Annotated in this window: 19 protein-coding genes and 1 riboswitch; of the genes, 10 read left to right on the top strand and 9 right to left on the bottom strand. The window is 54.1% G+C overall.

All coding sequences use genetic code 11. The annotated features are described in order from the left end of the window. On the bottom strand, positions 1 to 3042 hold the full coding sequence (locus DYU11_RS24605; RefSeq protein ID WP_119670393.1) for a SusC/RagA family TonB-linked outer membrane protein: 3042 nt from the start codon (positions 3040 to 3042) through the stop codon (positions 1 to 3). A gap of 195 nt (positions 3043 to 3237) precedes the next feature. Between DYU11_RS24605 and DYU11_RS24600 the strand changes: the two genes are divergently transcribed. Then, on the top strand, positions 3238 to 4521 hold the full coding sequence (locus DYU11_RS24600) for an amidohydrolase (protein ID WP_229366040.1): 1284 nt from the start codon (positions 3238 to 3240) through the stop codon (positions 4519 to 4521). A 50-nt stretch (positions 4522 to 4571) separates the two neighbouring features. Here DYU11_RS24600 and DYU11_RS24595 read toward each other — a convergent pair whose 3' ends face one another. The 3 genes from DYU11_RS24595 to DYU11_RS24585 are packed head-to-tail and all read right to left on the bottom strand — an operon-like array spanning position 4572 to position 7365. Then, positions 4572 to 5369, bottom strand: a complete 798-nt coding sequence (locus DYU11_RS24595; RefSeq protein WP_119670391.1) for an SDR family oxidoreductase — start codon at positions 5367 to 5369, stop codon at positions 4572 to 4574. 47 nt (positions 5370 to 5416) lie between these two features. Next, a complete protein-coding gene (locus tag DYU11_RS24590; RefSeq protein WP_119670390.1) occupies positions 5417 to 6325 on the bottom strand; it encodes a S66 peptidase family protein in 909 nt (302 codons plus the stop codon). Positions 6326 to 6363: 38 nt separating this feature from the next. Continuing rightward, positions 6364 to 7365, bottom strand: coding sequence for an ion channel (locus DYU11_RS24585; RefSeq protein ID WP_119670389.1), 1002 nt, complete (start codon positions 7363 to 7365; stop codon positions 6364 to 6366). A 166-nt stretch (positions 7366 to 7531) separates the two neighbouring features. Here DYU11_RS24585 and DYU11_RS24580 point away from each other — a divergent pair, with 166 nt between their 5' ends. From DYU11_RS24580 to DYU11_RS24565, 4 genes are all read left to right on the top strand, one after another. Further along, positions 7532 to 8524 (top strand): glycosyltransferase family 2 protein, encoded by a 993-nt coding sequence (locus tag DYU11_RS24580; protein ID WP_199736787.1) that lies wholly within the window; start codon positions 7532 to 7534, stop codon positions 8522 to 8524. Then, positions 8482 to 9270, top strand: a complete 789-nt coding sequence (locus DYU11_RS24575) for a polysaccharide deacetylase family protein (protein ID WP_119670387.1) — start codon at positions 8482 to 8484, stop codon at positions 9268 to 9270. The genes DYU11_RS24580 and DYU11_RS24575 overlap by 43 nt, the downstream gene beginning before the upstream one ends. A 41-nt stretch (positions 9271 to 9311) precedes the next feature. Beyond that, on the top strand, positions 9312 to 10481 hold the full coding sequence (locus DYU11_RS24570; protein ID WP_199736786.1) for a glycosyltransferase family 87 protein: 1170 nt from the start codon (positions 9312 to 9314) through the stop codon (positions 10479 to 10481). A gap of 101 nt (positions 10482 to 10582) precedes the next feature. Beyond that, positions 10583 to 11305: a class I SAM-dependent methyltransferase gene (locus tag DYU11_RS24565; RefSeq protein WP_119670385.1), complete on the top strand. Its 723-nt coding sequence runs from the start codon at positions 10583 to 10585 to the stop codon at positions 11303 to 11305. A 22-nt stretch (positions 11306 to 11327) separates the two neighbouring features. Here the strand turns inward: DYU11_RS24565 and DYU11_RS24560 are convergent, their stop codons facing one another. Then, positions 11328 to 11654 (bottom strand): DciA family protein, encoded by a 327-nt coding sequence (locus DYU11_RS24560; RefSeq protein ID WP_119670384.1) that lies wholly within the window; start codon positions 11652 to 11654, stop codon positions 11328 to 11330. 187 nt (positions 11655 to 11841) lie between these two features. After that, a riboswitch (SAM riboswitch) is annotated at positions 11842 to 11960 on the top strand. A gap of 172 nt (positions 11961 to 12132) precedes the next feature. On the opposite strand from DYU11_RS24560, the gene DYU11_RS24555 reads away from it, so the two are divergent. From DYU11_RS24555 to DYU11_RS24540, 4 genes are all read left to right on the top strand, one after another. After that, on the top strand, positions 12133 to 13449 hold the full coding sequence (locus DYU11_RS24555) for an O-acetylhomoserine aminocarboxypropyltransferase/cysteine synthase family protein (protein WP_119670383.1): 1317 nt from the start codon (positions 12133 to 12135) through the stop codon (positions 13447 to 13449). Between the two features lie 75 nt (positions 13450 to 13524). Then, a complete protein-coding gene (locus DYU11_RS24550) occupies positions 13525 to 14568 on the top strand; it encodes a homoserine O-acetyltransferase family protein (protein WP_119670382.1) in 1044 nt (347 codons plus the stop codon). Positions 14569 to 14608: 40 nt separating this feature from the next. Continuing rightward, on the top strand, positions 14609 to 15202 hold the full coding sequence (locus DYU11_RS24545; protein WP_119670381.1) for an SGNH/GDSL hydrolase family protein: 594 nt from the start codon (positions 14609 to 14611) through the stop codon (positions 15200 to 15202). 121 nt (positions 15203 to 15323) lie between these two features. Continuing rightward, positions 15324 to 16004, top strand: coding sequence for an esterase family protein (locus DYU11_RS24540; protein WP_310589501.1), 681 nt, complete (start codon positions 15324 to 15326; stop codon positions 16002 to 16004). 12 nt (positions 16005 to 16016) lie between these two features. On the opposite strand, the gene DYU11_RS24535 is transcribed toward DYU11_RS24540, so the two are convergent. The 3 genes from DYU11_RS24535 to DYU11_RS24525 form a co-directional block, all read right to left on the bottom strand. Then, on the bottom strand, positions 16017 to 17216 hold the full coding sequence (locus DYU11_RS24535) for an amine oxidase (RefSeq protein WP_119670379.1): 1200 nt from the start codon (positions 17214 to 17216) through the stop codon (positions 16017 to 16019). Positions 17217 to 17333: 117 nt separating this feature from the next. Next, entirely contained in the window at positions 17334 to 17984 is a 651-nt protein-coding gene (locus tag DYU11_RS24530) for an NAD(P)-dependent oxidoreductase (RefSeq protein ID WP_119670378.1), read from the bottom strand. A gap of 141 nt (positions 17985 to 18125) precedes the next feature. Continuing rightward, positions 18126 to 18920: a 5'-methylthioadenosine/adenosylhomocysteine nucleosidase gene (locus DYU11_RS24525; protein WP_119670377.1), complete on the bottom strand. Its 795-nt coding sequence runs from the start codon at positions 18918 to 18920 to the stop codon at positions 18126 to 18128. 90 nt (positions 18921 to 19010) lie between these two features. Between DYU11_RS24525 and DYU11_RS24520 the strand changes: the two genes are divergently transcribed. Next, entirely contained in the window at positions 19011 to 19451 is a 441-nt protein-coding gene (locus tag DYU11_RS24520) for a RidA family protein (protein ID WP_119670604.1), read from the top strand. 10 nt (positions 19452 to 19461) lie between these two features. Here the strand turns inward: DYU11_RS24520 and DYU11_RS24515 are convergent, their stop codons facing one another. Next, positions 19462 to 20793, bottom strand: coding sequence for an NCS2 family permease (locus tag DYU11_RS24515; protein WP_119670376.1), 1332 nt, complete (start codon positions 20791 to 20793; stop codon positions 19462 to 19464). Position 20794: the final 1 nt, after the last annotated feature.

Genomic DNA, 20794 nt, shown 5'->3' with positions numbered 1-20794 from the left:
TTAAAACGCGATGTTCAGACCGGCGGTGTAGCTGCGAACAGTCGGATAGCTGAATATCGAAATCAGACCACCCCGCAGCGCGTTGGCGTTTCCTTCGCCACTACCAATGCCCACTTCCGGATCGCCTTTGTATTCAGCCGCCCGGTAGAACAGGTTCTGGCCCTGTACGAAGAAGCTGACGCCACCGTACTGACTTCCGGCCGTTGTGGCCCGACCCATACCAATGCGGTTGAGCAGGTTCGTGGGCAGGGTGTACGACAGCGTTACGTTGCGCAGCCGGATGAAGTCGCCTTTCTGCAGGAAGCGGTCGGTCGTGCGCGACACCCCCGTTGGACGCGGGTTTGGCGAATTATCGCCGGCCTGTTTCCAGTAGTCGAGCGCGAAAACAGCCTGCTGCGATGCGCGGTTGGCGCCGTCGGATACCAGGGTCTGCCAGATGTTGTTGTAGATGTAGTTGCCGCCGGAATAGTACAGCTGCGCCGACAACGCCAGGCCCTTGTAGCTGACGGTGTTGAAGATTGACCCGTAATAGCGCGGGTCCGGTGACTTGCCGTTGAGCGTCACGGCGTCACCGCTGCTGAACGCGTTTGTAACCTCTCCGTTTTTGTTCAGGTACTGCGCGTCGCCGTTGGCCGGATTCACCCCCGCCCAGCGGTTGAGGAAGTACACGTCGATGGGCTGACCTACGACGTAGCGCGACAGACCATTGGGAATTTCGGCATTATTATACAGCGCCGTGATCCGGTTGCGGTTCAGCGTAATGTTGCCACGCAGCGTCCAGCGAACGTCCTTCGTACGTACCAGATCATAGGCCAGGTCGGCTTCGATCCCCCGGTTGTTCATCGTACCTACGTTTTCCAGCCGGCTCGAAAAGCCCGTTACGTTCGACAAAGGCACAAACAGCAGCAGGTCCTTCGTGTCGCGGTTGTATACTTCCACCACGCCCCGCAGCCGCTGGTTGAACAGGTCAAATTCAAGCCCCAGGTTGGTGCTCTGGCTGCGCTCCCAGGTTAGGTCGGGGTTTGCCAGCTGCGTCGGTACGGCCGATGACGACGTACCGTAGCTGCCGTAGCCGTACAGACCCAGCGACTGGTAGTTTCCGATGTTGAAGTTACCCGCCGTACCGACAGCCGCCCGTATCTTCAGGTTGTCGATGAACGTTACGTCTTTCATGAAGGCTTCCCGTTTCAGGTTCCAGCCCAGACCCAGCGCCCAGAACGTACCGTAGCGGTTGTTGGCCCCGAACCGCGACGACCCATCGCGACGGACTGAGGCTTCGAGCAGGTACTTCTGATCGAAATCGTAGTTCAGACGGGCAAACAGCGAGTACAGCGCCCAGTCGCTTTTACCACTGGTTGTCTGCAACGGCGTAGAGGCATTGTCCTGTGTACTGACGTTGCCCGAAGGGAACCCTTTGGACGTGAGGAGGTAGCTTTTGAAGGAGTTTTTAGTGAACTCCGTACCGCCCAGCAGCCGGAAGTTATTACGGCCGGCGAGCGTGAAGTTGTACTGGGCCGTATTGGTCCAGATGTAGTTAAAGGTGGTACTACCGTTGTCGGTTTTGTTGCCGGGGGCATTCGGATCGCCGACGTACTGGTCCAGGATAGAGCCCGGCTTGATGTAATATTCGCGGGCGACATCGATGTAGTTCAGACCGATCGTACTCCGGATGTCCAGATTTTCGATGGGCGTAATGCCGACGTACCCCGTGGCCAGTCCGTTGATGGTGCGGCTGTTCTCGGTGTTGTTGGCGATAGCTTCCGAGATGCTGAAGCCCTGGTGAGTCAGGTTGTAAGAACCATCGGGGTTGAATTCCGGCTCATACGGGTTGTACGTGTACATGGCCCGGAAAGGGCTCTGGGCGTTGTTCCGGTCGCGGAGCAGGTTCTCTTTGCGGTAGCTGAAGTTGACGGTCTGGCCGGCCCTCAGCCACTTGTACGGACGGAACTCCAGATTCAGCGTTCCGATCTGGCGCCGGTAGTCTGAGCCATTGTTGATGCCCTGTTCGCCGTAGTTCTGCAAACCCAGGAAATAACTCAGTTTCTCGGAACCGCCACTCAGGTTAATGGTTTCGGTATGCTGCTTACCCTGGCGGAGCAACACGTCGAGCCAGTTCACCGACTGGGCGTTCAGCTGATCCCAGATGGGCTGCAGATCGGCCGGTCTGGCGCTGGTAATGTTGGCGATGTTCCTCGTCCGGAGGTAGTCGGCTACGTACGAGTTTGCATACCCCAGGTCATACTCGTACTGAAGCTTCTGCTGCGAACTCATCAGCTCAAAGTTATCGGGGGTCTTCTCGCTGATACCGTACCGCAGGTTTACTTCGACCCGTGGCCCTTCGGTTGGAGACGGCTTGCGGGTCGTTACCAGAATTACACCGTTTGAGCCCCGTGAGCCGTAGATGGAGACAGACGACGCATCTTTCAGCACCGAAATCTGTTCGATGGCCGTTGTCGGGATGGCCTGGTAGGCATCGGCCGTAACGGGTATACCATCCACTACGTACAGGGGATCCGAACCGGCATTGAGCGACCCAACGCCCCGGATGCGGATGAAGGCCGGCGCACCCGGCCGACCGTTCTGGTTAGTGATCTGAGCACCCGCAACCTGGCCCTGCAACTGGTTGCCCAGGTTGGCCATTGGGACGTTCACCAGCTCCCGACCCTGGATGTTGGCAATGGCACCGGTCAGGCTGGCCCGCTTCTGGGTACCATAGCCTACCACCACCACTTCTTCCAGGGCGTTGTTACTGGCCTGCATCGCTACGTTGATGGTCGTCTGATTGCCAACGGCTACCTCCTGATTGGCAAACCCGATGAAGCTGAATACCAGCTGGGCATCGCCCGGTACGTTGATGCGGTAATTCCCCGACGCATCGGTAGATGTTCCCCGCGTGGTGCCTTTCACCTGCACACTCACGCCCGGGAGAGCGGAGCCGTCGTCTGATGATGTTACGCGGCCACTCACGGTTACCTCCTGCGCCAGAGCCGGCAGACAGAACAGCAAGGCGAGTAACCAACCTGAGAATAGAAATTTTGTCATGGAGTTTATTAGATGAATTGTTTTGAAAAATTAGTGTAGCAACAACAAAACTATGTTACGGAACATAATCTTCCACATTTTGTTTAAGGTTTTTTGTAAATTGCCAAACAAAGTTTAAATCGATACTTTTTGTACATTTTTATGATCAACTATCATAAAAGAGCCATTGGTGTTGTGGCGAGTTTCACTTTTTCAATGTTTTGCAGCGTTACGTCTGCGCAGACACCAGCGCTGAAGCCCCGAATTGATAAGCTGGCCGAAGGATTGGAAAAGAAGGTTGTAGCCTGGCGTCGGGACTTTCACCAGCATCCGGAACTGGGTAACCGCGAGTTTCAGACGGCTGCCAAGGTAGCCGCTCATTTGCAGGCGCTTGGTATGGAGGTGAAAGTGAACGTTGCTAAAACCGGTGTAGTTGGCGTACTGAAAGGCGGGAAGCCGGGGCCAGTCGTGGCGTTGCGGGCCGATATGGATGGACTACCCGTTACGGAGCGGGTGAATCTGCCGTTTAAATCGGATGTACGGACGGAGTACAACGGACAACAGACCGGCGTGATGCACGCCTGCGGGCACGATACGCACGTAGCTATGCTGATGGGCGCGGCCGAAGTGCTGGCGTCGGTTAAAAACGACCTGCGCGGTACGGTCAAGTTCATTTTCCAGCCGGCCGAAGAGGGACCTCCGGCGGGTGAGGAAGGGGGAGCGCAACTGATGGTGAAAGAAGGGGTGCTCGACAGTCCAAAAGTCGATGCCATTTTTGGCCTGCACATCAACTCGCAGACTGAGGTCGGCACGATCAAATACCGACCGGGCGCTACTATGGCGGCCGTCGACTCGTACGCCATCAAAATCAAGGGGAAGCAGACGCACGGCGCATCACCGTGGGCGGGCGTTGACCCGATCGTGACGGCCTCGCAGATCGTTATGGGCTTGCAGACCATCGTGAGCCGGAACCTGCCGCTCACCGACAACGCGGCTGTGGTAACGGTCGGGGCTATTCACGGCGGCATCCGCCAGAACATCATTCCCGAAGAGGTCAACATGATCGGAACCATTCGTTCGCTGGACGCCAACATGCAGAAGACCATTCACCGCCGGATCGGTGAAATTGCGACAAATATCGCGGAGAGCGCCGGGGCCAAAGCCGACGTATCGATCGAGATCATGTATCCCATTACGTACAACGATCCCAAACTGACCGACCAGATGGCGCCGACGCTCGAAGCGCTGGCCGGGAAGGATAACGTGCGCCTGACACCCGCTCAAACGGGCGCTGAGGACTTTTCGTTTTACCAGCAGAAAGTACCGGGGTTCTTTTACTTTCTGGGCGGGATGAGCAAAGGCAAAAAGCTTGAAGACGCAGCCCCCCACCATACGCCCGACTTTCAGATCGACGAAAGCTGCTTCGTACTGGGTATGAAGTCGCTCTGCCACCTGACCGTCGATTACATGGAACAGCGGACTAAAGTAGCCAGCCGGTAGCTGGCAATTCATACACGCAGGAAGCCGGCTTAATCAGGTCGGCTTCCTGCTTATTCGGGCTTCCGGTTGCGCACAATCCGCGAAATGAGCCCCGGCAAAAAGCGTTTGAGGTAGATGCCATACGTTTCGGTCCCGCCGATGTACACCTCTTCCCGTTCGCTTTCTACAGCCTGCCGCAATTTCTGAGCGAATGCAGCGGGCGACATTCCTTTATCAATATTGTCGTCCATACGGCCGTGTAGCTGCCCTTCAGAATTCAGGGCGGAAAAAGACAGGGGCGTACGGATATAGCCGGGACAGACGATGGTAACACGGATGCCGTTGTCATATGTTTCGGCCCGCAGCGAATCAAAGAAGCCATGCAGGGCGTGCTTACTGGCGCAATAGCCGGAACGTTGTTTGGTGCCGAGTTTTCCGGCCACGCTGCTCGTCACAACAAAATGGCCGCTGCCCTGCGCCAGCATGATGGGTAGTACGGCTTTCGTCAGGGCGATCACCCCGAAAAAATTGACCTCCATGATACGCCGGTACACCTCAAAATTGGTATCGGCAACATTACTACGCTGGGAGATGCCTGCATTCTGAAACACGTAATCGATTCGCCCGAATCGTTTTTGCACGGTTTCTACGTGACCGGGCAGGCTGTCGATATCCGTCATGTCCAGTGGCAAGACCAGCACATCCGACGCGGGCAGTTTTGCCTGGGCAGCTACCCGCTCCAGCTCGTCGGCGCGCCGGGCCGATAGCACCAGCTTGGCGCCCTGGCCGGCCAGTTCAAGGGCAAACGCTTCGCCGATACCCGAGGAGGCACCGGTAATCCAGACAACTTTTTGGGAAAAGGAAGACATAGGGGATAGCGAAAAGTGAGTTGGTTGAACAGGGAATCCGAGTACAATCAGTCGAACGTCAGCCGGGCCAGGTCAGTGGTTACGTCCAGTGTCACTGCGCGACCAATTGGTAAGGTAAGGTTTACGTCGACGTGCCCGGCCGGGAAATTAAACAAAACCGGATACGAAACATCGCTCAGCACATCGGCAATGATGGCAAAGGCATCTTGATCGAACGGCAGCGAGGCATTAATACGCATGTCGGTAAACTGACCGACCACCAGACCGGCCAATCTGGCCAGCCGCCCCGACCGACGTAGCTGCTGCATCATTCGGTCGAGTGAAAACAGCGTTTCGTCAATGTCTTCAATGAACAGAATGGCTCCTTCCGGCTCAACATCCGTTGGGGTTCCGATCGAATTGCACAGCATCGTCAGATTGCCGCCGACCAGTCGCCCGCTGGCCAGTCCGTGTCGGTTCAGGGGATGCGTCGGTACGTTGTATTCGTTGGGGCCGTTGCCAAACAACCATTGCCTGAGCGAATCGATCGACTCACCCATGCCCTCGTTGCCAAACTGGCGGGGCATGATGCCGTGCAGGCTTTGAATACCCTGCTTGTAGAGTCGGCTGAGCAACACCGTAATGTCGCTGAACCCAACCAGCCATTTAGGCGATCGGTGCAGACCCGTCAGGTCGAGGTCGTCGACGATACGGTAGCAGCCATAGCCGCCCCGGGCGGCAAAAATGGCCCGGACAGTTGGGTTGTCGAACATCCGCTGCAAGTCGGCCCGGCGGAGGTCGTCGGAACCGGCAAAAGGACCGTCGGCTGCCCGGAGGCTTTCCCCTTCGATCACCCGAAGTTGCCAGTCGTCGCGGAGGATGCGTAAGCCGGTGGTTAATTCATCATAGGAAAAGCGGCTGGCCGGAGCCACTACGCCCACTGTATCGCCGGGGCGCAGAAAAGGAGGTTGCAGCAAATCGCAGATATGGTTAAATAATAAAATTGTCTCATGGCTCAGTTAAGAGGAGCCGGAACCGTTGCATCGAGCAGGTTCAGGTCAATGGCGAATAACCCTTGCCTACTACTACCATCGAACATAGGCTGGTATTTCTGGCCCCAGAGCACTTCATCGTACCGGTACGAGCACCGGGCATGAACCATCTGGGAGAACGTATCGTCAATGGCCCGGAGCAAAATTAGAAATTCGGCGTCAGATTCGGCGAGGTCTTCGGGACTGCAGCCGTGCAGCGGACTTTCGTCAGTAATGGGATGAACCAGCGTCCAGTTGGTTGGAAAAAACGTTACTTTTTTACGTTCCAGATTCAACGTATAATACCGGCGTTGCTTTACGCCCTTGTGCATCTCCAGCCGGGAAAGCGACACTTCGACTTCTACGTCGATGAGCTGGTTGGACCGGGTATTGATGATCCGGAACATCCACGCGTTCACATCCAGGTACGGGGCAAAAACCGCTTGTCTGGCGAATCGGATATGGGCGACCGGACGGGAGAAACGGCCATACAGCAGCCCTGTCACCAACGCAAACGCCAGCAGCCCCACCAGCGACTCGAACGATGATATTGTGCTCGTAATGAAACTGTTGGGGTAGATGTGGCCGTATCCAACCGTGGTCAGCGTCTGGGCGCTGAAGAAAAACGAATTCCAGAATCTGCCATACAACGTAAGATCGGCGATGCCCTTGAGATTCTCGGCACCGACCAGCAGATAGATCCCGGCAAAAAAAAGATTAACCGTCAGGTAGAACAAACCAACCAGAGCCAGAAACTGGGGCCAGCCCATGGTAATGAGTCGGTTATAGAGGTTGATCCGGTCCCAGAACATTTCATTGGAACGCCGGATGTTGAAGCTGCCGTCTTTGTTGATCAGCCGCGAATAGGGGTCGTTTAATTTGGTGCCAAAACCGAGATCCTGGCGCTGCTCCTCCTGAAGCACAAGCTTGCTGTCGCCACCATGAAGGTTACCGGATTGAGTGAGGGTAGTTGATCGAGCTTTCACAAGACAGGTAATTTATGCAGACGGTTGCACGGATATAAAAATTTTTAAGCAAACTTTAACTTTTCGGTTAGGATGGAGTAAGTATAAGTACTTATTTTTAGCCCCAGATTCCGAAGCCCCATCGGGCAATACAATTGCTTGTAGTTTGTTACATCACGAAGATACTATGAAATCAGGTTCTGGTATGATAAGTCTGATCGTACCGTCGTATAACGAAGAAGAAAACTTACCCGTTCTGGTGCATCGTTTAATGAGCATCATGGAAGCGTATGGAGCCTACGAAATTCTGATCATTGACGACGGCAGTACCGATCAGACTCGTTTTGTACTTCGACAGTTAAGCCAGGCCTATCCAGTTGTTCGTTACCTGTCGTTCTCCCGCAACTTTGGTCATCAGATGGCTTTGCGGGCCGGGTACGACCACGCCCGGGGCGATGCCGTCATCTGTCTGGATGCCGACCTGCAGCACCCCCCCGAGTTGATTCCGACACTCATCGACAAATGGCGCGAAGGCTACGAAGTAGTATATACCGTTCGCCGACCCGATCCGCGGCTATCCTGGTTTAAACGCACTACGTCGCGAAATTTTTACCGGTTGCTGCGGGCTGCTTCCAACCTGAATATAGAGGACGGTGCCGCCGATTTCCGGCTTCTAGACCGGAAGGTAGTCGATACGTTGAAGTCATTCAAAGAAAACGATCTGTTTCTGCGCGGGGCTATCTCGTGGATTGGGTTTCGGCAGTGTCGGGTGCTTTACGAACCGGCTCCCCGGTATGCAGGGCGGTCTAAATACTCTGTTCGCAAAATGGTAAAACTGGCCGCTATGGGCATTACGTCATTTTCAACGCGGCCCCTTTACATGTCAGTGCTGTTGGGGTTTGCTATGTCACTATTTGCCAGTTTGTTTGGGGCCGAAGTCCTGTATGAATACTTCTTTACCAACGCAACCGTGTCGGGTTGGACAACCCTTGTGCTGCTCATGGTGCTGATTGGAGGGGTTCAGTTTATACTCATTGGCATCATAGGCGTTTATTTAGGTAAAACCTTCGTTGAAGTCAAGCAGCGACCGGCCTACATTATAGGCGATACGAGCGACATCGACGAAACTGTAACGAAATGGCAATCAGCAGATCAGGTATATTATTCACCGTCGATGTAGAGGAGTTTGATACGGCCGTGGAGTTCGGGCACGATCTGTCCATGACCGAGCAGATGGCCGTTTCGACCCGTGGCCTGCGGCTTCTGGCCGAGCGATTCGATGCGGTTGGGGTCCGTACGACACTGTTCACAACCGCTAACTACGCCTTACATGAATCGGAACTGATCCGGACGCTCGCCCGCAAACACGAGATTGCCTCACACGGGTACTATCATACTACGTTTGAACCCGCCGACCTGTTGACATCCCGCCTGGCGCTGGAGCAACTGCTGGAGCGGCCGGTTACGGGGTTTCGCCGTGCCCGCATGGGTTATGTTAATCCGCTTGACGTGCAGCAGGCCGGTTATACGTACAATTCGTCGCTGCATCCAACCTGGCTGCCGGGTCGGTATAACCATTGGGGAGAGCCGCGGCAGCCATTTCGGGAGCAGAACGTATGGCAGGTACCGGCATCCGTAACGCCCCACCTGCGGCTGCCTTTGTTCTGGCTCAGCCTGAAAAACTTTCCGTTTAGCCTGTACAAACAGCTTTGCCGACAGACGCTCCGGCAAGAAGGGTTCCTGAACCTGTACGTACACCCGTGGGAGTTCACTGATTTGTCGGCCTTCGAAAAAATACCGGCGTATGTCCGGCGGCATTCGCAGGACGAGCTGCTGAACCGGGTTGAGCAACTGCTTCGATACCTGAAACCGATGGGTGATTTCTGTACCATGAACGAGTTTGTGCAGCAACTCGATCATCCTTGAAAACCGCTTTCTTTTCCCTCATGAATTTGTCTGTTGCCGGAATGATACAATTTTTCAGGAAACCGCTGTTCAGCGATTTTCGGTTTATTTTTGGCATCTATGCGGCTGCTACGCTGTTTGCGAGCATCAAGGCCGTTTTTCTGTTCGGCTCGAATAACTACAGCATCTTTTACTTTTCACTGCATCATCTGATCGAGGGGAAGAGTTTGTACGATGTGTATCCTGTCGAGTATTCGGATCACTTTCACTACGCACCAACGTTTGCGGCATTGTTCGCCCCTGTTTTTGCGCTGCCGTATGCTGTCGGGCTATTTATCTGGCAGTTTTTGTTTGCCGCAGTATGGGTAGTTGCCGTTTACCGGATGCCGTGGACACATGGTCAGAAGGTCTTTGCGTACTGGTTCGGCCTGCAGGAACTGTTTACGTCGGTGGTGGGCAGTCAAACGAATCCGCTCATTGCGGCCATTTCGCTGTTTACCTTCCTGTGTTTTGAAAAGCGACAGCCGATCTGGGCGGCTTTTTTCATCCTACTTGGCTTTAACATTAAAATCTATAGCCTCGTCGCGGCTGCGCTGTTTCTACTGTATCCGCAGAAGCTGCGATTCCTGGTGTACATGGTGGGTTGGGGCGTTGTGCTGGCTTTGCTGCCTCTACTGTTTACGTCGCCGGAAAAACTTTGGTGGCAGTACGAGATGTGGGTGAAACAGCTGTTCATCAAGTCCGATGGGGACAAGTGGGCCAATACGTCGATTCACCGGCTGGTGCATCTACTCATTTCCCCCAACATTGCGACGCCGGCCATCATCGGTACGGGAGTAATGCTGTTCTGCACGGTTTACATACACGTCCGGCGCTTTGGCGAACGAACGTTCCGGATGCTGATGGTCGCTTCGGTTCTGATTTTTCAGGTCATTTTCAACCCGGTGGCTGAATCGCCTACGTATATAACGGCCGTTACGGGCGTGATTTGCTGGTGGTTCGTTAGTCCCCAGACCTGGCTCGACCGGGTTCTGCTACTAAGTTGCTTTGTGCTGACGGTACTTTCACCAAGCGATATATTTCCGGGTTTTCTTCGCGAACAACTGGTAAAACCTTACGTACTGAAAGCGCTGCCGTGTGTGCTGATCTGGTTCCGGATCCTCTACCTCATGCACGTACCCTCCAACGTACCGAAACCCGCGCCGGAGCTGCAAGCCACCGTTTTGTCGTGACCTGCCGATTGAAAAGCCGTCAAAGAATCAGGCTTTTTGAGGGAGTTAATGATGACAGGCAAAGCAAAAATTACTAACAAAATACAATGTAATAGTCAAAAATGACTACTCAAAAAGAGCACGAATCCGCAACCTGGCTCGATTTCTGGCAGCAGGAGAATGAGTTTGATGATTCGATGTCGGCCAATTACGCGTATTTTCTGGCGCGGGTCGAGAAATACGTTACAGTCGCAAAGTCGCAGAAAGTCCTGGATATTGGGTCCGGACCGGGTAACCTGGAAGATGCCTGGCACGACCGGGTTGCCGAAATACACGGGCTGGACGTTTCGAAGCGGTACAACGAACTGGCGCGCTCCAAACACCGGCATCACCCGAATGTGTATTTCCACGATCTCTCCGCCGATGATTACCTGAACTTTACCGTACTGGCCGATCAGCGGTTCGATCTCATCATTGTCATGAGTGTGGTGCAGTACTACCGCGACGCATCGGAAGTAAAGCAGTTGCTGGCCGCCATCCGGAACGTAGCGGCACCCGGTGCCAAAGCCCTGATCTGCGATCTGATCGTGGAGGAAAATACCATGAAGGACATCTGGAGTATCGTTACTAAATCGTTCCGGCAGGGGCAACTCCTGTCGATGCTGAAACTATTGGTTCGGCTGCGGTTTTCGGCGTACTACACCATCCGGCAACAAAACGGATTTCTGGTCATACCCGAGTCGGAGTGGCTGGCCATGTGCCGTCAACTAGGCCTGAACGCTACGTTCATTGCCGAGCCGATCACTATGCAGCAGGAGCGTAAGAGTTTGCTGATTCAATTCTGAAGCCAGGAGCGGCCCGGCCGGATCAGATGAAGATTACATCGTCGATCACCTCTGAGCCCATATCCTTATTGACGAGCTGGATAAGCTTCTGTTTGGCGTTGACGAGTTCGTTGCGGAGCGGAGCCGACGATATCTCAATATGCAGTTTTCGATCCCGGACGTACAGCCGGTTCGTGCGGGAAGCAATCGCCTGCCCCATCATCCGGCTCCAGAAAGCCTCAAGGTACGTTTCGTTAAAGCGGGTCTGAAGCTGGTAGGTTTTCAGCAACTGGTTGATGGCGTCTTTTACCGTAGTTGTATCAGCGCGTCGGCCAGTGTGTTCGGACTTGAAACGATATACTTGACTCATTGGATAGCGATCTTAAAAACAAAAGTAAAAAACGGCGTGGCTATTCAAATAACTACGTCCGGATATTCCTGAAAAATAAGGGAACGGCAAAAAATCCAGTCTGGATTTTGGAATCCCATCGTCTGGCTGTTATACTTGCGCTATCAAGTCAATTGAATAGCGCCTTTTTTTAACCCCGGCGCAGATTGATTTATAAAGAAGAGGGGAGAGACCAGGCTCGGTGAACCTCTGGCAACCTACCACACGGCAAGGTGCTAATTCCTGCCTAAAGCAACCGCAATAGCGGATCATTAGGAGCTATAAATCGTAAAACCACATGCTGTACATCCGCTGCTGTATGCCCCTCGGGGGCCGTTAAGCACTCATCACCCCGACGTTTTCCAGGCCAACAGGCCGGAACAGACTCGTCCTTGTTCATCTATGTATAGCATTGTCTTTTCATGAAATCTTAACTCTTCCACCTTATTTTCCAGAAACCATGGCCGATCAACTGCATTTCGAAACCCTTCAGCTACATGCAGGTCAGGAGACTGATCCCACGACCAATTCGCGGGCAGTACCTATTTATCAAACTACGTCTTATGTGTTCAATGATTCGGCACACGGGGCCGATCTGTTTGCGCTGAAAGCATTCGGTAATATTTATACCCGGATCATGAACCCAACTACCGACGTTTTCGAAAAGCGAATGGCTGCGCTCGAAGGTGGGGTAGCTGCGCTGGCCGTGGGGTCAGGGCAGGCCGCTCAGTTTATCGCACTCAACAACATCCTGAATTCCGGCGATAATTTTATCTCTACGTCGTTTCTCTACGGCGGTACGTACAACCAGTTTAAGGTTTCCTTCAAGCGCCTGGGGGTAGACGTTCGCTTTGCCGATGGCGATAAACCTGAGTCGTTCGAAAAGCTGATTGACGAGCGGACCAAGGCAATTTATCTGGAAACCATCGGGAATCCTGGTTTCAACATTCCGGATTTCGACGCTATTGCGGCTATTGCCCAACAGCACGATATTCCCCTGATTGTCGACAATACGTTCGGGGCAGGCGGTTACCTGTTCCGACCTATTGAACACGGTGCGGCTGTGGTGGTTGAATCGGCTACCAAGTGGATTGGCGGTCATGGTACCAGCATCGGCGGGGTTATCGTCGACAGTGGCAACTACAACTGGGGCAACGGCAAATTTCCGCAGTTCAGCGAACCATCGCCGGGATACCACGGCATGGTGTTCAGCGACGTATTTGGCGTTGGCGGACCGTTCGGCAACATTCAGTTTATTATTCGTGCCCGGGTAGAAGGGCTGCGCGACTGGGGGCCGGCCATCAGTCCATTTAACTCATTCCTGCTGCTCCAGGGGCTGGAAACGCTCTCTCTGCGGCTGGACCGGACGGTCGAAAACGCGCTGGCACTCGCCAAATGGCTGGAATTGCACGATCAGGTAGAGTTCGTAAACTACCCCGGTCTGGAAAGTAGCCCCTATTATGAACTGGCTAAGAAATACCTGAAGCGGGGCTTCGGTGGCGTGTTCACGTTTAAGGTAAAAGGCGGGAAAGAAGCCGCTGACCAGTTTGTAAACAGCCTGAAACTGGTGAGTCACCTCGCTAACGTTGGTGACGCCAAAACGCTGATTATTCACCCGGCTTCGACAACCCACCAGCAGTTGAGCGAGCACGAGCAGGCCAGCGCGGGGGTTGAACCGGGTCTGCTGCGGATTTCGGCCGGAATTGAGCACATTGATGACATTAAAGCCGACCTGCAGCAGGCTTTTGCCGCCATTGCTGAGCCGGTGCTGAGTTAATCTGTTCACAGTTTGCCGTTTTACCGTCAGTACCCGGTAAAACGGCAAGCTGTGAACTACAAACCAAGAACATAATTGGACCTTCAGTTTTTTGATTACAAGTACACATACCCGCTCGAATCCGGGGAGGCACTACCGGGCTTTCGGCTGGCCTACACAACGCAGGGCACACGGAATACGGAGGGCTCTAACGTAGTGTGGATCTGCCACGCGCTGACGGGCAATGCCGATCCGGTCGATTGGTGGAGCGGGATGGTAGGCCCCGGGAAATTTTATGACCCGGAACACTACCTTATTATCTGTGCGAACATCATCGGTTCCTGTTACGGCTCCACCGGGCCGCTATCCGTCAATCCGGCAACAGGTACGCCTTTTTACCATGATTTTCCAGCCATTACCATCCGCGATATGGTAGGTGCGCTGGATTTGCTGCGTCAGGAGCTGGGCATTGAGCAGATACACACTTGCGTAGGTGGGTCGGTAGGTGGACAGCAGGCAGTTGAGTGGGCCATCATACAGCCCAATCTGATTCGAAATCTAATTCTGATTGCCTCCAATGCGGTGTTCTCACCCTGGGGAATTGCATTCAATGAGTCGCAGCGGATGGCCATCGAAGCGGACCCGACCTGGGTCGAACGCCGGGACGACGCGGGCGTTGCGGGTATGAAAGCGGCCCGGGCTATGGCCCTGATCTCGTATCGGAACTACGATACGTACGGATTCACGCAGGCGCTCGATAACAACGAACAACTGGACGGCTACAAAGCCGCGAGTTACCAGCGGTATCAGGGTGAGAAGCTGGCGGCCCGGTTTAATGCCTTTACGTACTGGACGCTTACTAAAGTGATGGATTCGCACAACGTAGGGCGGAACCGGGGCAGCATCCTGAACGCGCTGAATCAGATTAAAGCCCGGACGCTGGTGGTGGGAATTCGCTCCGATATTCTCTTCCCACCTTCCGAACAGCAGTTTCTGGCGCGGCATATTCCCGATGCCGTTTACGAAGAAATTGATTCACTTTACGGCCACGATGGTTTTCTAATTGAAGCGAAGCCATTGACCCAGATTATCAGGAAATGGCTGGGCGAATCTGCGAAGGTGAGCGCGAAAGTTTTGTAAAAACGCGGCCTTCGAGTTCCGATTACTTTATATTGCCCCCATGTTTTGGTACGAAGAAGAAGTTCAGGCGCTTGAAAAGAAAGTAAAAACAGGGTCCGTTGCTGATAACCCCATCGTGTTCTACGGAAGCTCATCCATCCGGCTATGGACCACGCTGGCGCAGGATTTTCCGCAGTATAACACCCTTAATCTTGGTTTTGGCGGCTCTACACTGGCAGCCTGCGCCTGGTTTTTTGATCGGCTCGTAGTGCCGGCTAACCCTAAATCGATCGTTTTCTATGCTGGGGACAATGACCTGGGCGACGGACGTCATGTTGAGGAAGTATATCTGTTTTTTTGCGCGTTGACGCAGAAGCTACAACGCCGGCTTCCGAACGTGCCGCTGACATTCATGGCCATTAAGCCGAGTCCGGCGCGTTGGGCCATTGTTGATCGAATCCGGTACGCCAATGAATTGATCCGAAAAGAGGTGGCGCGGTATCCGCATTACCACTACGTTGATTCGCATACACCCATGCTGAGTGCCGCCTGTGGCCCCCGACCGGAGCTGTTTCAGGCCGATGGGCTGCACCTGAATGCAAAGGGATATGCACTCTGGCGGGAGGTTTTGCTCAAACATCCGCAGATTTTTTAACAATTTCTTTAAAGCGCGAGTAGATAAATGTGCTGAAAACAGGCCAATTTCGGCCGTTTTTACTTCGTACACTATGCACCGTGAATACCATAAATGGTTCAGCCCGAACTTAAACCGGGATATGGAGCTACTCATTTTTGGTGATGCAGGGGCGCGGGTGCTGGTTTTCCCAACCCGTCGGGGCCGTTTTTTTGATTACGAAGGCTTCGGGCTGGTTGAGGCTTTGTCCAGTTCGATCAATACTGGTTTACTCCAGCTCTTCTGCGTTGATAGTGTCGACAGCGAAAGCGTATATAACCGACACATCCATCCGCAGGACCGTATTCAGCGCCATATCCAGTATGAGCAGTACATTCTGAACGAAGTATTACCCCTTTCGCGACTCAAAAATCCGCAGCCGTTCATGATTGCTCACGGGTGCAGCCTGGGGGCTTACCATGCCGTCAACATTGCGCTTCGCCACCCCGAACATTTTGGGAAGATCGTAGCGTTGAGCGGTCGCTACGATCTGTCTACGCCCGTAGCCGAGTTTCGGAGCCTGTTTGATGATTTTTACAACGACGAAGTTTATTTTCACACCCCCACGCACTTTGTACCTAATCTGGTTGATGAGCAGATTCTGAAGGAACTAAGACGGATGGAAATAACCATCGCCATTGGGGCCGAAGACCCGTTTCTGGGTAGTAATCTGACGCTGAGTGAGGTTTTGACGGCCAAGCAGATCCCGCACGAACTTATTATCTGGGATGGTCGGGCACACCAGGCCTGCTACTGGCAGCGGATGGTTCAACTCTATCTGTAAGCTCCGGGCTCGCTACGTAGCGGTAACGGCCTCGGTCATGGTAGCTGACTGAACACGAGCCTGTTCGACCATCACCTGCGCTTCCAGCAACGCCTGTGCATACGGCTGGTACAGAACCCGGCGGGGCGGTTCGCCATCGACCAGCTCAGCATCCCACAGGCCTGAATGGTGCCATTGGGTAGGATGATCCCAGTCCGGGCGGTCAATAATCGGGTACAGACAGACGCCCCACAGTGGTACGCCTTCCTGAACCAATGCGGCACTCTCTTGGCCGATCATGCGTATCCAGTGCGGACGGTCAATACCCGGATGGCTGGTTTCGGTCAGGACAATCGGTCGGCTATACCGTCGATAGGCTTTGAGCAGCAGCTTGCGCAAGGGCAGCCAGCGCGGATCGGGAACCGGGTCGCCCCAGGGCAGAAACGTCTGAAAACCCAGTTCCCACTGGTTATTGTAGTAGTAGTTAAAACCGAGCAGGTCGAGGTAGTCGGGAGAACCGCCGAGTTCGGGGCACATGAAGCCACCCAGTATGTCCACCGACTGAAACTGGTTTTCGTCGGCGGTAGCGGCTTCTATAATTTGTTCGTTTGTTGCATTCAGGGGCGGGACAATCTGTACCAGTGGTTCGGTGGTCAGGATGCGCACCGACGGGTCTGCTTCGCGCAGGGCCGCTACGCCCTCGATATAGGCCCGCATCAGCCCGTACTTTACCTCCCAGCCCTGACCAACGCAGTAGGGCGACGTACCACGCACATCCCCACCGAGCCACGAAATGAAGTTAACCTCGTTAATGGGCGTAACCACCAGTTCATCGTCGGGAAGCACCGATCGGTAGAACGCAACGAAGGCCCGGCAGAGTGCCGCAAACCGACGGGCAAACTGGGGGTGGAGGGGTGTCAGATCGTCGGGATAACCAAAATGGCACATATCCCAGATTTGCTGAATTCCCTGCCGGCGACCTTCCAGGATCATGGCCTTGACCAGACTCCAGTCGTAGTGATACGGTGTTTTTTCGATCTGGCTCCAGCGAATCCCTTCCCGGACAGTGCGGATGCTGAACGGGCCGAGATGGGCGTAATCTTCGGCAAGTAGTTGCGTATGGCCGGTTAGCGGTAAAAAATCAACGCGGTTGCCAAAACAGTTGAGTTGATCGGTGCATTCGTAGCCCGCCATCCAGAAGGACCGGAACGGGTTAGTTGAAGGTAGTGCCATGGGCTGCCCGTTCGAGAGGAACAGGGGTGTTAAGTTGAGTAATCACCAAAGATGTTAAAAAAGCCACCTGACGCCAAAGACAAGCGGCTTTTCTGAGGGAATGCATCAGGACCTGACTTACCCGTTGGTGACAAACGGCATTTTGTGCAGATACTGGCCTGTTTCAAATTCCTTGATGATGAAGTCGGCAAGGTCCGCGCGGGTCAGTTTGATACCCGGTACTGTTCCGACGTATCCAATTTTATACGTGCCCTTAGCGGGGTCTTCGGTCAGCATCGGACCGCGCACGATTGTCCAGTCAAGGCCACTGTTTTTAATTAACTCGGCGTGGCTGATGCCATCATACAGTGCGTTTCGGGCGCCTGCACCGGCCAGATTCTTCATAATAAACACGATGACGTTGTCCATTAGGCCCGGTTTGTCGTTGGCGGTATCACGCACGCCCCCGCCCGTCAATGAGATAAGCCGACGGACACCCTGCTGCTTCATCGTGTCGACGATCAGTTGGGTAGCGCGGGTCTGGAAATCCGGTAAACTGGCTTTATCCTGACCAAGGGCACTGAGTACACCGTCGCTGTAGTCGATGGTTTCGCTGACTGATTTTGGGTCCAGTGCGTCGCCTGGGATGATGGTGAGATGCGGGTGAACAAGTGTCATTTTCTGAGGATTGCGTACCAGCGCTCTAATTCGGTAGCCCTCCTCCAATGCTTTCTGGACAAGGGGAAGACCAGAACGGCCTGTAGCCCCAAAAACGGCAATGGTTGACATAGTTAATTTTTGTGCTTGTACAAGCAAATAACTAGTAAAGGGCTGTAGAGTTTAAATTTTACCCTGGAAATGATGGCATTGCGCTTGAGTAACTGGAGTTTTTATAACAGGCTTATCGAAGGAAAGCAGTTGACAAAACAGCTACAACCCATTTACAATCGCCAGGACCAGTTTGGCAGAGTTGCGGGCGGCCGTTTTAAAAAAAGTCAGCATGTCGTTGCGGGCATTGGCGTTGGCTTTGTCGCTGAGGCTTCGAATGACCAGACAAGGTACCTGCTGCTGATAGCACACCTGCGCAACGGCCGCACCTTCCATCTCGGTCGCATCGGCGTTGTATTCACTACGTAAGCTCTGGACTTTCTCTTCCGACGAAACAAAAACGTCGCCCGTTACGACTGTGCCGACAATGACCGATGGTGGTCGCGACGTTACAGGAATGGCTTCGAACGGCACCGTTCTGGCCGCTTCGACGGCTACCTTCAATAGGGCTGAGTCAGCCGGAAAATAGGCCGGATTGAACTCTTTGGTAATGGCGTTACGCGTCTGGTTGGTTTTCTGCCGGTTGAATGTAATGTAGCCAAAGTCGTGGTGGGCGGTTTGTCGTGCAATCACAATGTCGCCCGGCTGGAGATCGGGGTTGGTACCGCCCGCGATGCCGGTAAACAGCACCCGCTGGGGGCGGAAGTGGGCCAGCATAAAGGCCGTGGTCATGGCTGCGTTGACTTTCCCAATACCCGTTTCAGCCACAACTACCTCGTGACCATTGACCTGACCGGTGGTAAAGGTTATGCCGTTGATAACCTGCACCCGGCGGTTTTCCAGCGACTGCTGAACCAGTTTTACTTCTTCGTCGAAGGCGCCCAGCAGGGCCGTAACAGGTCGGGGTTCATAGCGTTGGGCTAGCGCCGGTACGCAGGCAAATGCCAGCCACAACATCCATACGCCATTTATTAAAAACCGGTGAGTACTACCCGATTGCGCTTTATTTTGTTTCATGATTTCATTCGTGTATCAGATTCAAAAATCATGAAAAAACTAGTCACTACAGTCGTCGTTTTGATGTTGGCTGGCGTTGTTTATGCACAATCAGGCCAAAGTACCATTGAGAAGCAAAAATTCAACCTCAGTAAGGAAGGCGAAGACAACGCCGGTTACGCGCAGGCCGTCAAAGCGGGTAACACGATCTATATCTCCGGAACCGTAGCCGGTGGCGACATGGCGACCGCATTAACGAAAGTATATGACCGGCTGCAACAGACGCTGGCTGCCTATGGCGCTACGTTTCAGAACGTGGTTAAGGAAAACCTGTACACAACGGATATTGACGAGGTAAAGAAGCACACCGACGTTCGTAAAAAATACTATAAAGGCGACTGGCCCGCAGCTACCTGGGTACAGATTCAGCGACTGTATTCGCCAAATGCTTCGCTTGAGATAGAATTGGTGGCGGTTCTACCTGACAAATAGCCGGTCTGTATCAATGGCCGGCGAACAGGGCCAGCACGCAGAACCCGTCTACGATCCACAAACCCACCGGTACTTCGCGACCTTTGCCAACCGCTACTTTAATGACTGTCCAGGACAGGAAGCCCCAGATGATCCCCTGCGTAATGGAGTAGCTGAACGGAATCAGCACCAGGGCCAGAAAAGCAGGCAGGGCGTCGTCCAACTGGCCCCAGTTGATGCGGGTAATCGGTTTCATCATGAACGCACCGACCAGCACCAGCGCCGGAGCCGTTGCAATGGCCGGAATGATGGAGAGGAGGGGGGACAGAAAGAGAAACGGCAAAAAGCAGCACCCCGCCACAATAGCCGTTAGCCCGGTACGTCCACCCTGGGCAATCCCCACTGCCGACTCGATGTAGGACGTACCGGGGCTGGTGCCCAGCAATCCGGCGAGGGCAGTAGCGACCGCATCCGTCAGCAGCGACTGGTTGAGGTTGCGCGGATGGCCGTCGGGACCGTACAGGTTCCCCGCTTCGGCTACGCCCACAAACGTAGAGAGACTGTCGAACAGATCCGTGAACACAAAAGCGAAAATGACCGGCCAGAGCGACCATTGCAGCGAATTAACTAAGTCTACTTGACCGATGAGGCTAAAATCGGGCGCGGCCCAGATACCCTGAAAGCTGACCAGTTCCCGGTTACCAAAGTTAATCGCTGACGCGTCGCCCCAGAACCGGCCGATGGGCCAGGCAGCCAGCGTGGTCAGTACGATACCGATGATGATGGCCCCCGGTACATTGCGCACAACCAGTACGCTCGTCAGGAGCAGGCCAAAGACGAACGTCAGCACGATAGGATCGTTCAGGCGGGTGATGCTGACCAGAGTGGCCGGATTGGCAACAATGAACTTCGCGTTTTCGAACCCAATCAGCGTAATGAACAGGCCGATACCAGCCGAAACGGCGTAACGTAACGGATGCGGAATGGTCCGGACCAGAGCTGAACGGACATTACCGATTGACAACAGCAGGAACAAAACCCCCGCCCAGAACACCGCGCCGAGGGCCACCTCGGGCCGCAGTCCCATCGTTTTGACCGCGGTGAAGGTAAAGAAGGCGTTGAGACCCATGCCCGGTGCAACTACAATGGGGTTACGGGCGTAGAGACCCATCATCAGGCTGCACACGAACGACAGCAGTACGGTGGCGGTCAGCACTCCGCTGAACGGTAATCCTGCCTGACTGAGAATGGCCGGATTGACCACGATGATGTACATCGTTGCCAGAAAGGTAGAGATGCCGGCCAGAATTTCGGTTCGGCGGTTGGTAGGTATGGTGTCGGTTAGAGCGGTAGAAAAAGCCATG

The organism is Fibrisoma montanum (assembly GCF_003583365.1).
GTDB lineage: Bacteria > Bacteroidota > Bacteroidia > Cytophagales > Spirosomataceae > Fibrisoma > Fibrisoma montanum.
Note: the sequence above shows the minus strand (reverse complement) of the source record. Positions and strands in the feature narration are given on the sequence as shown.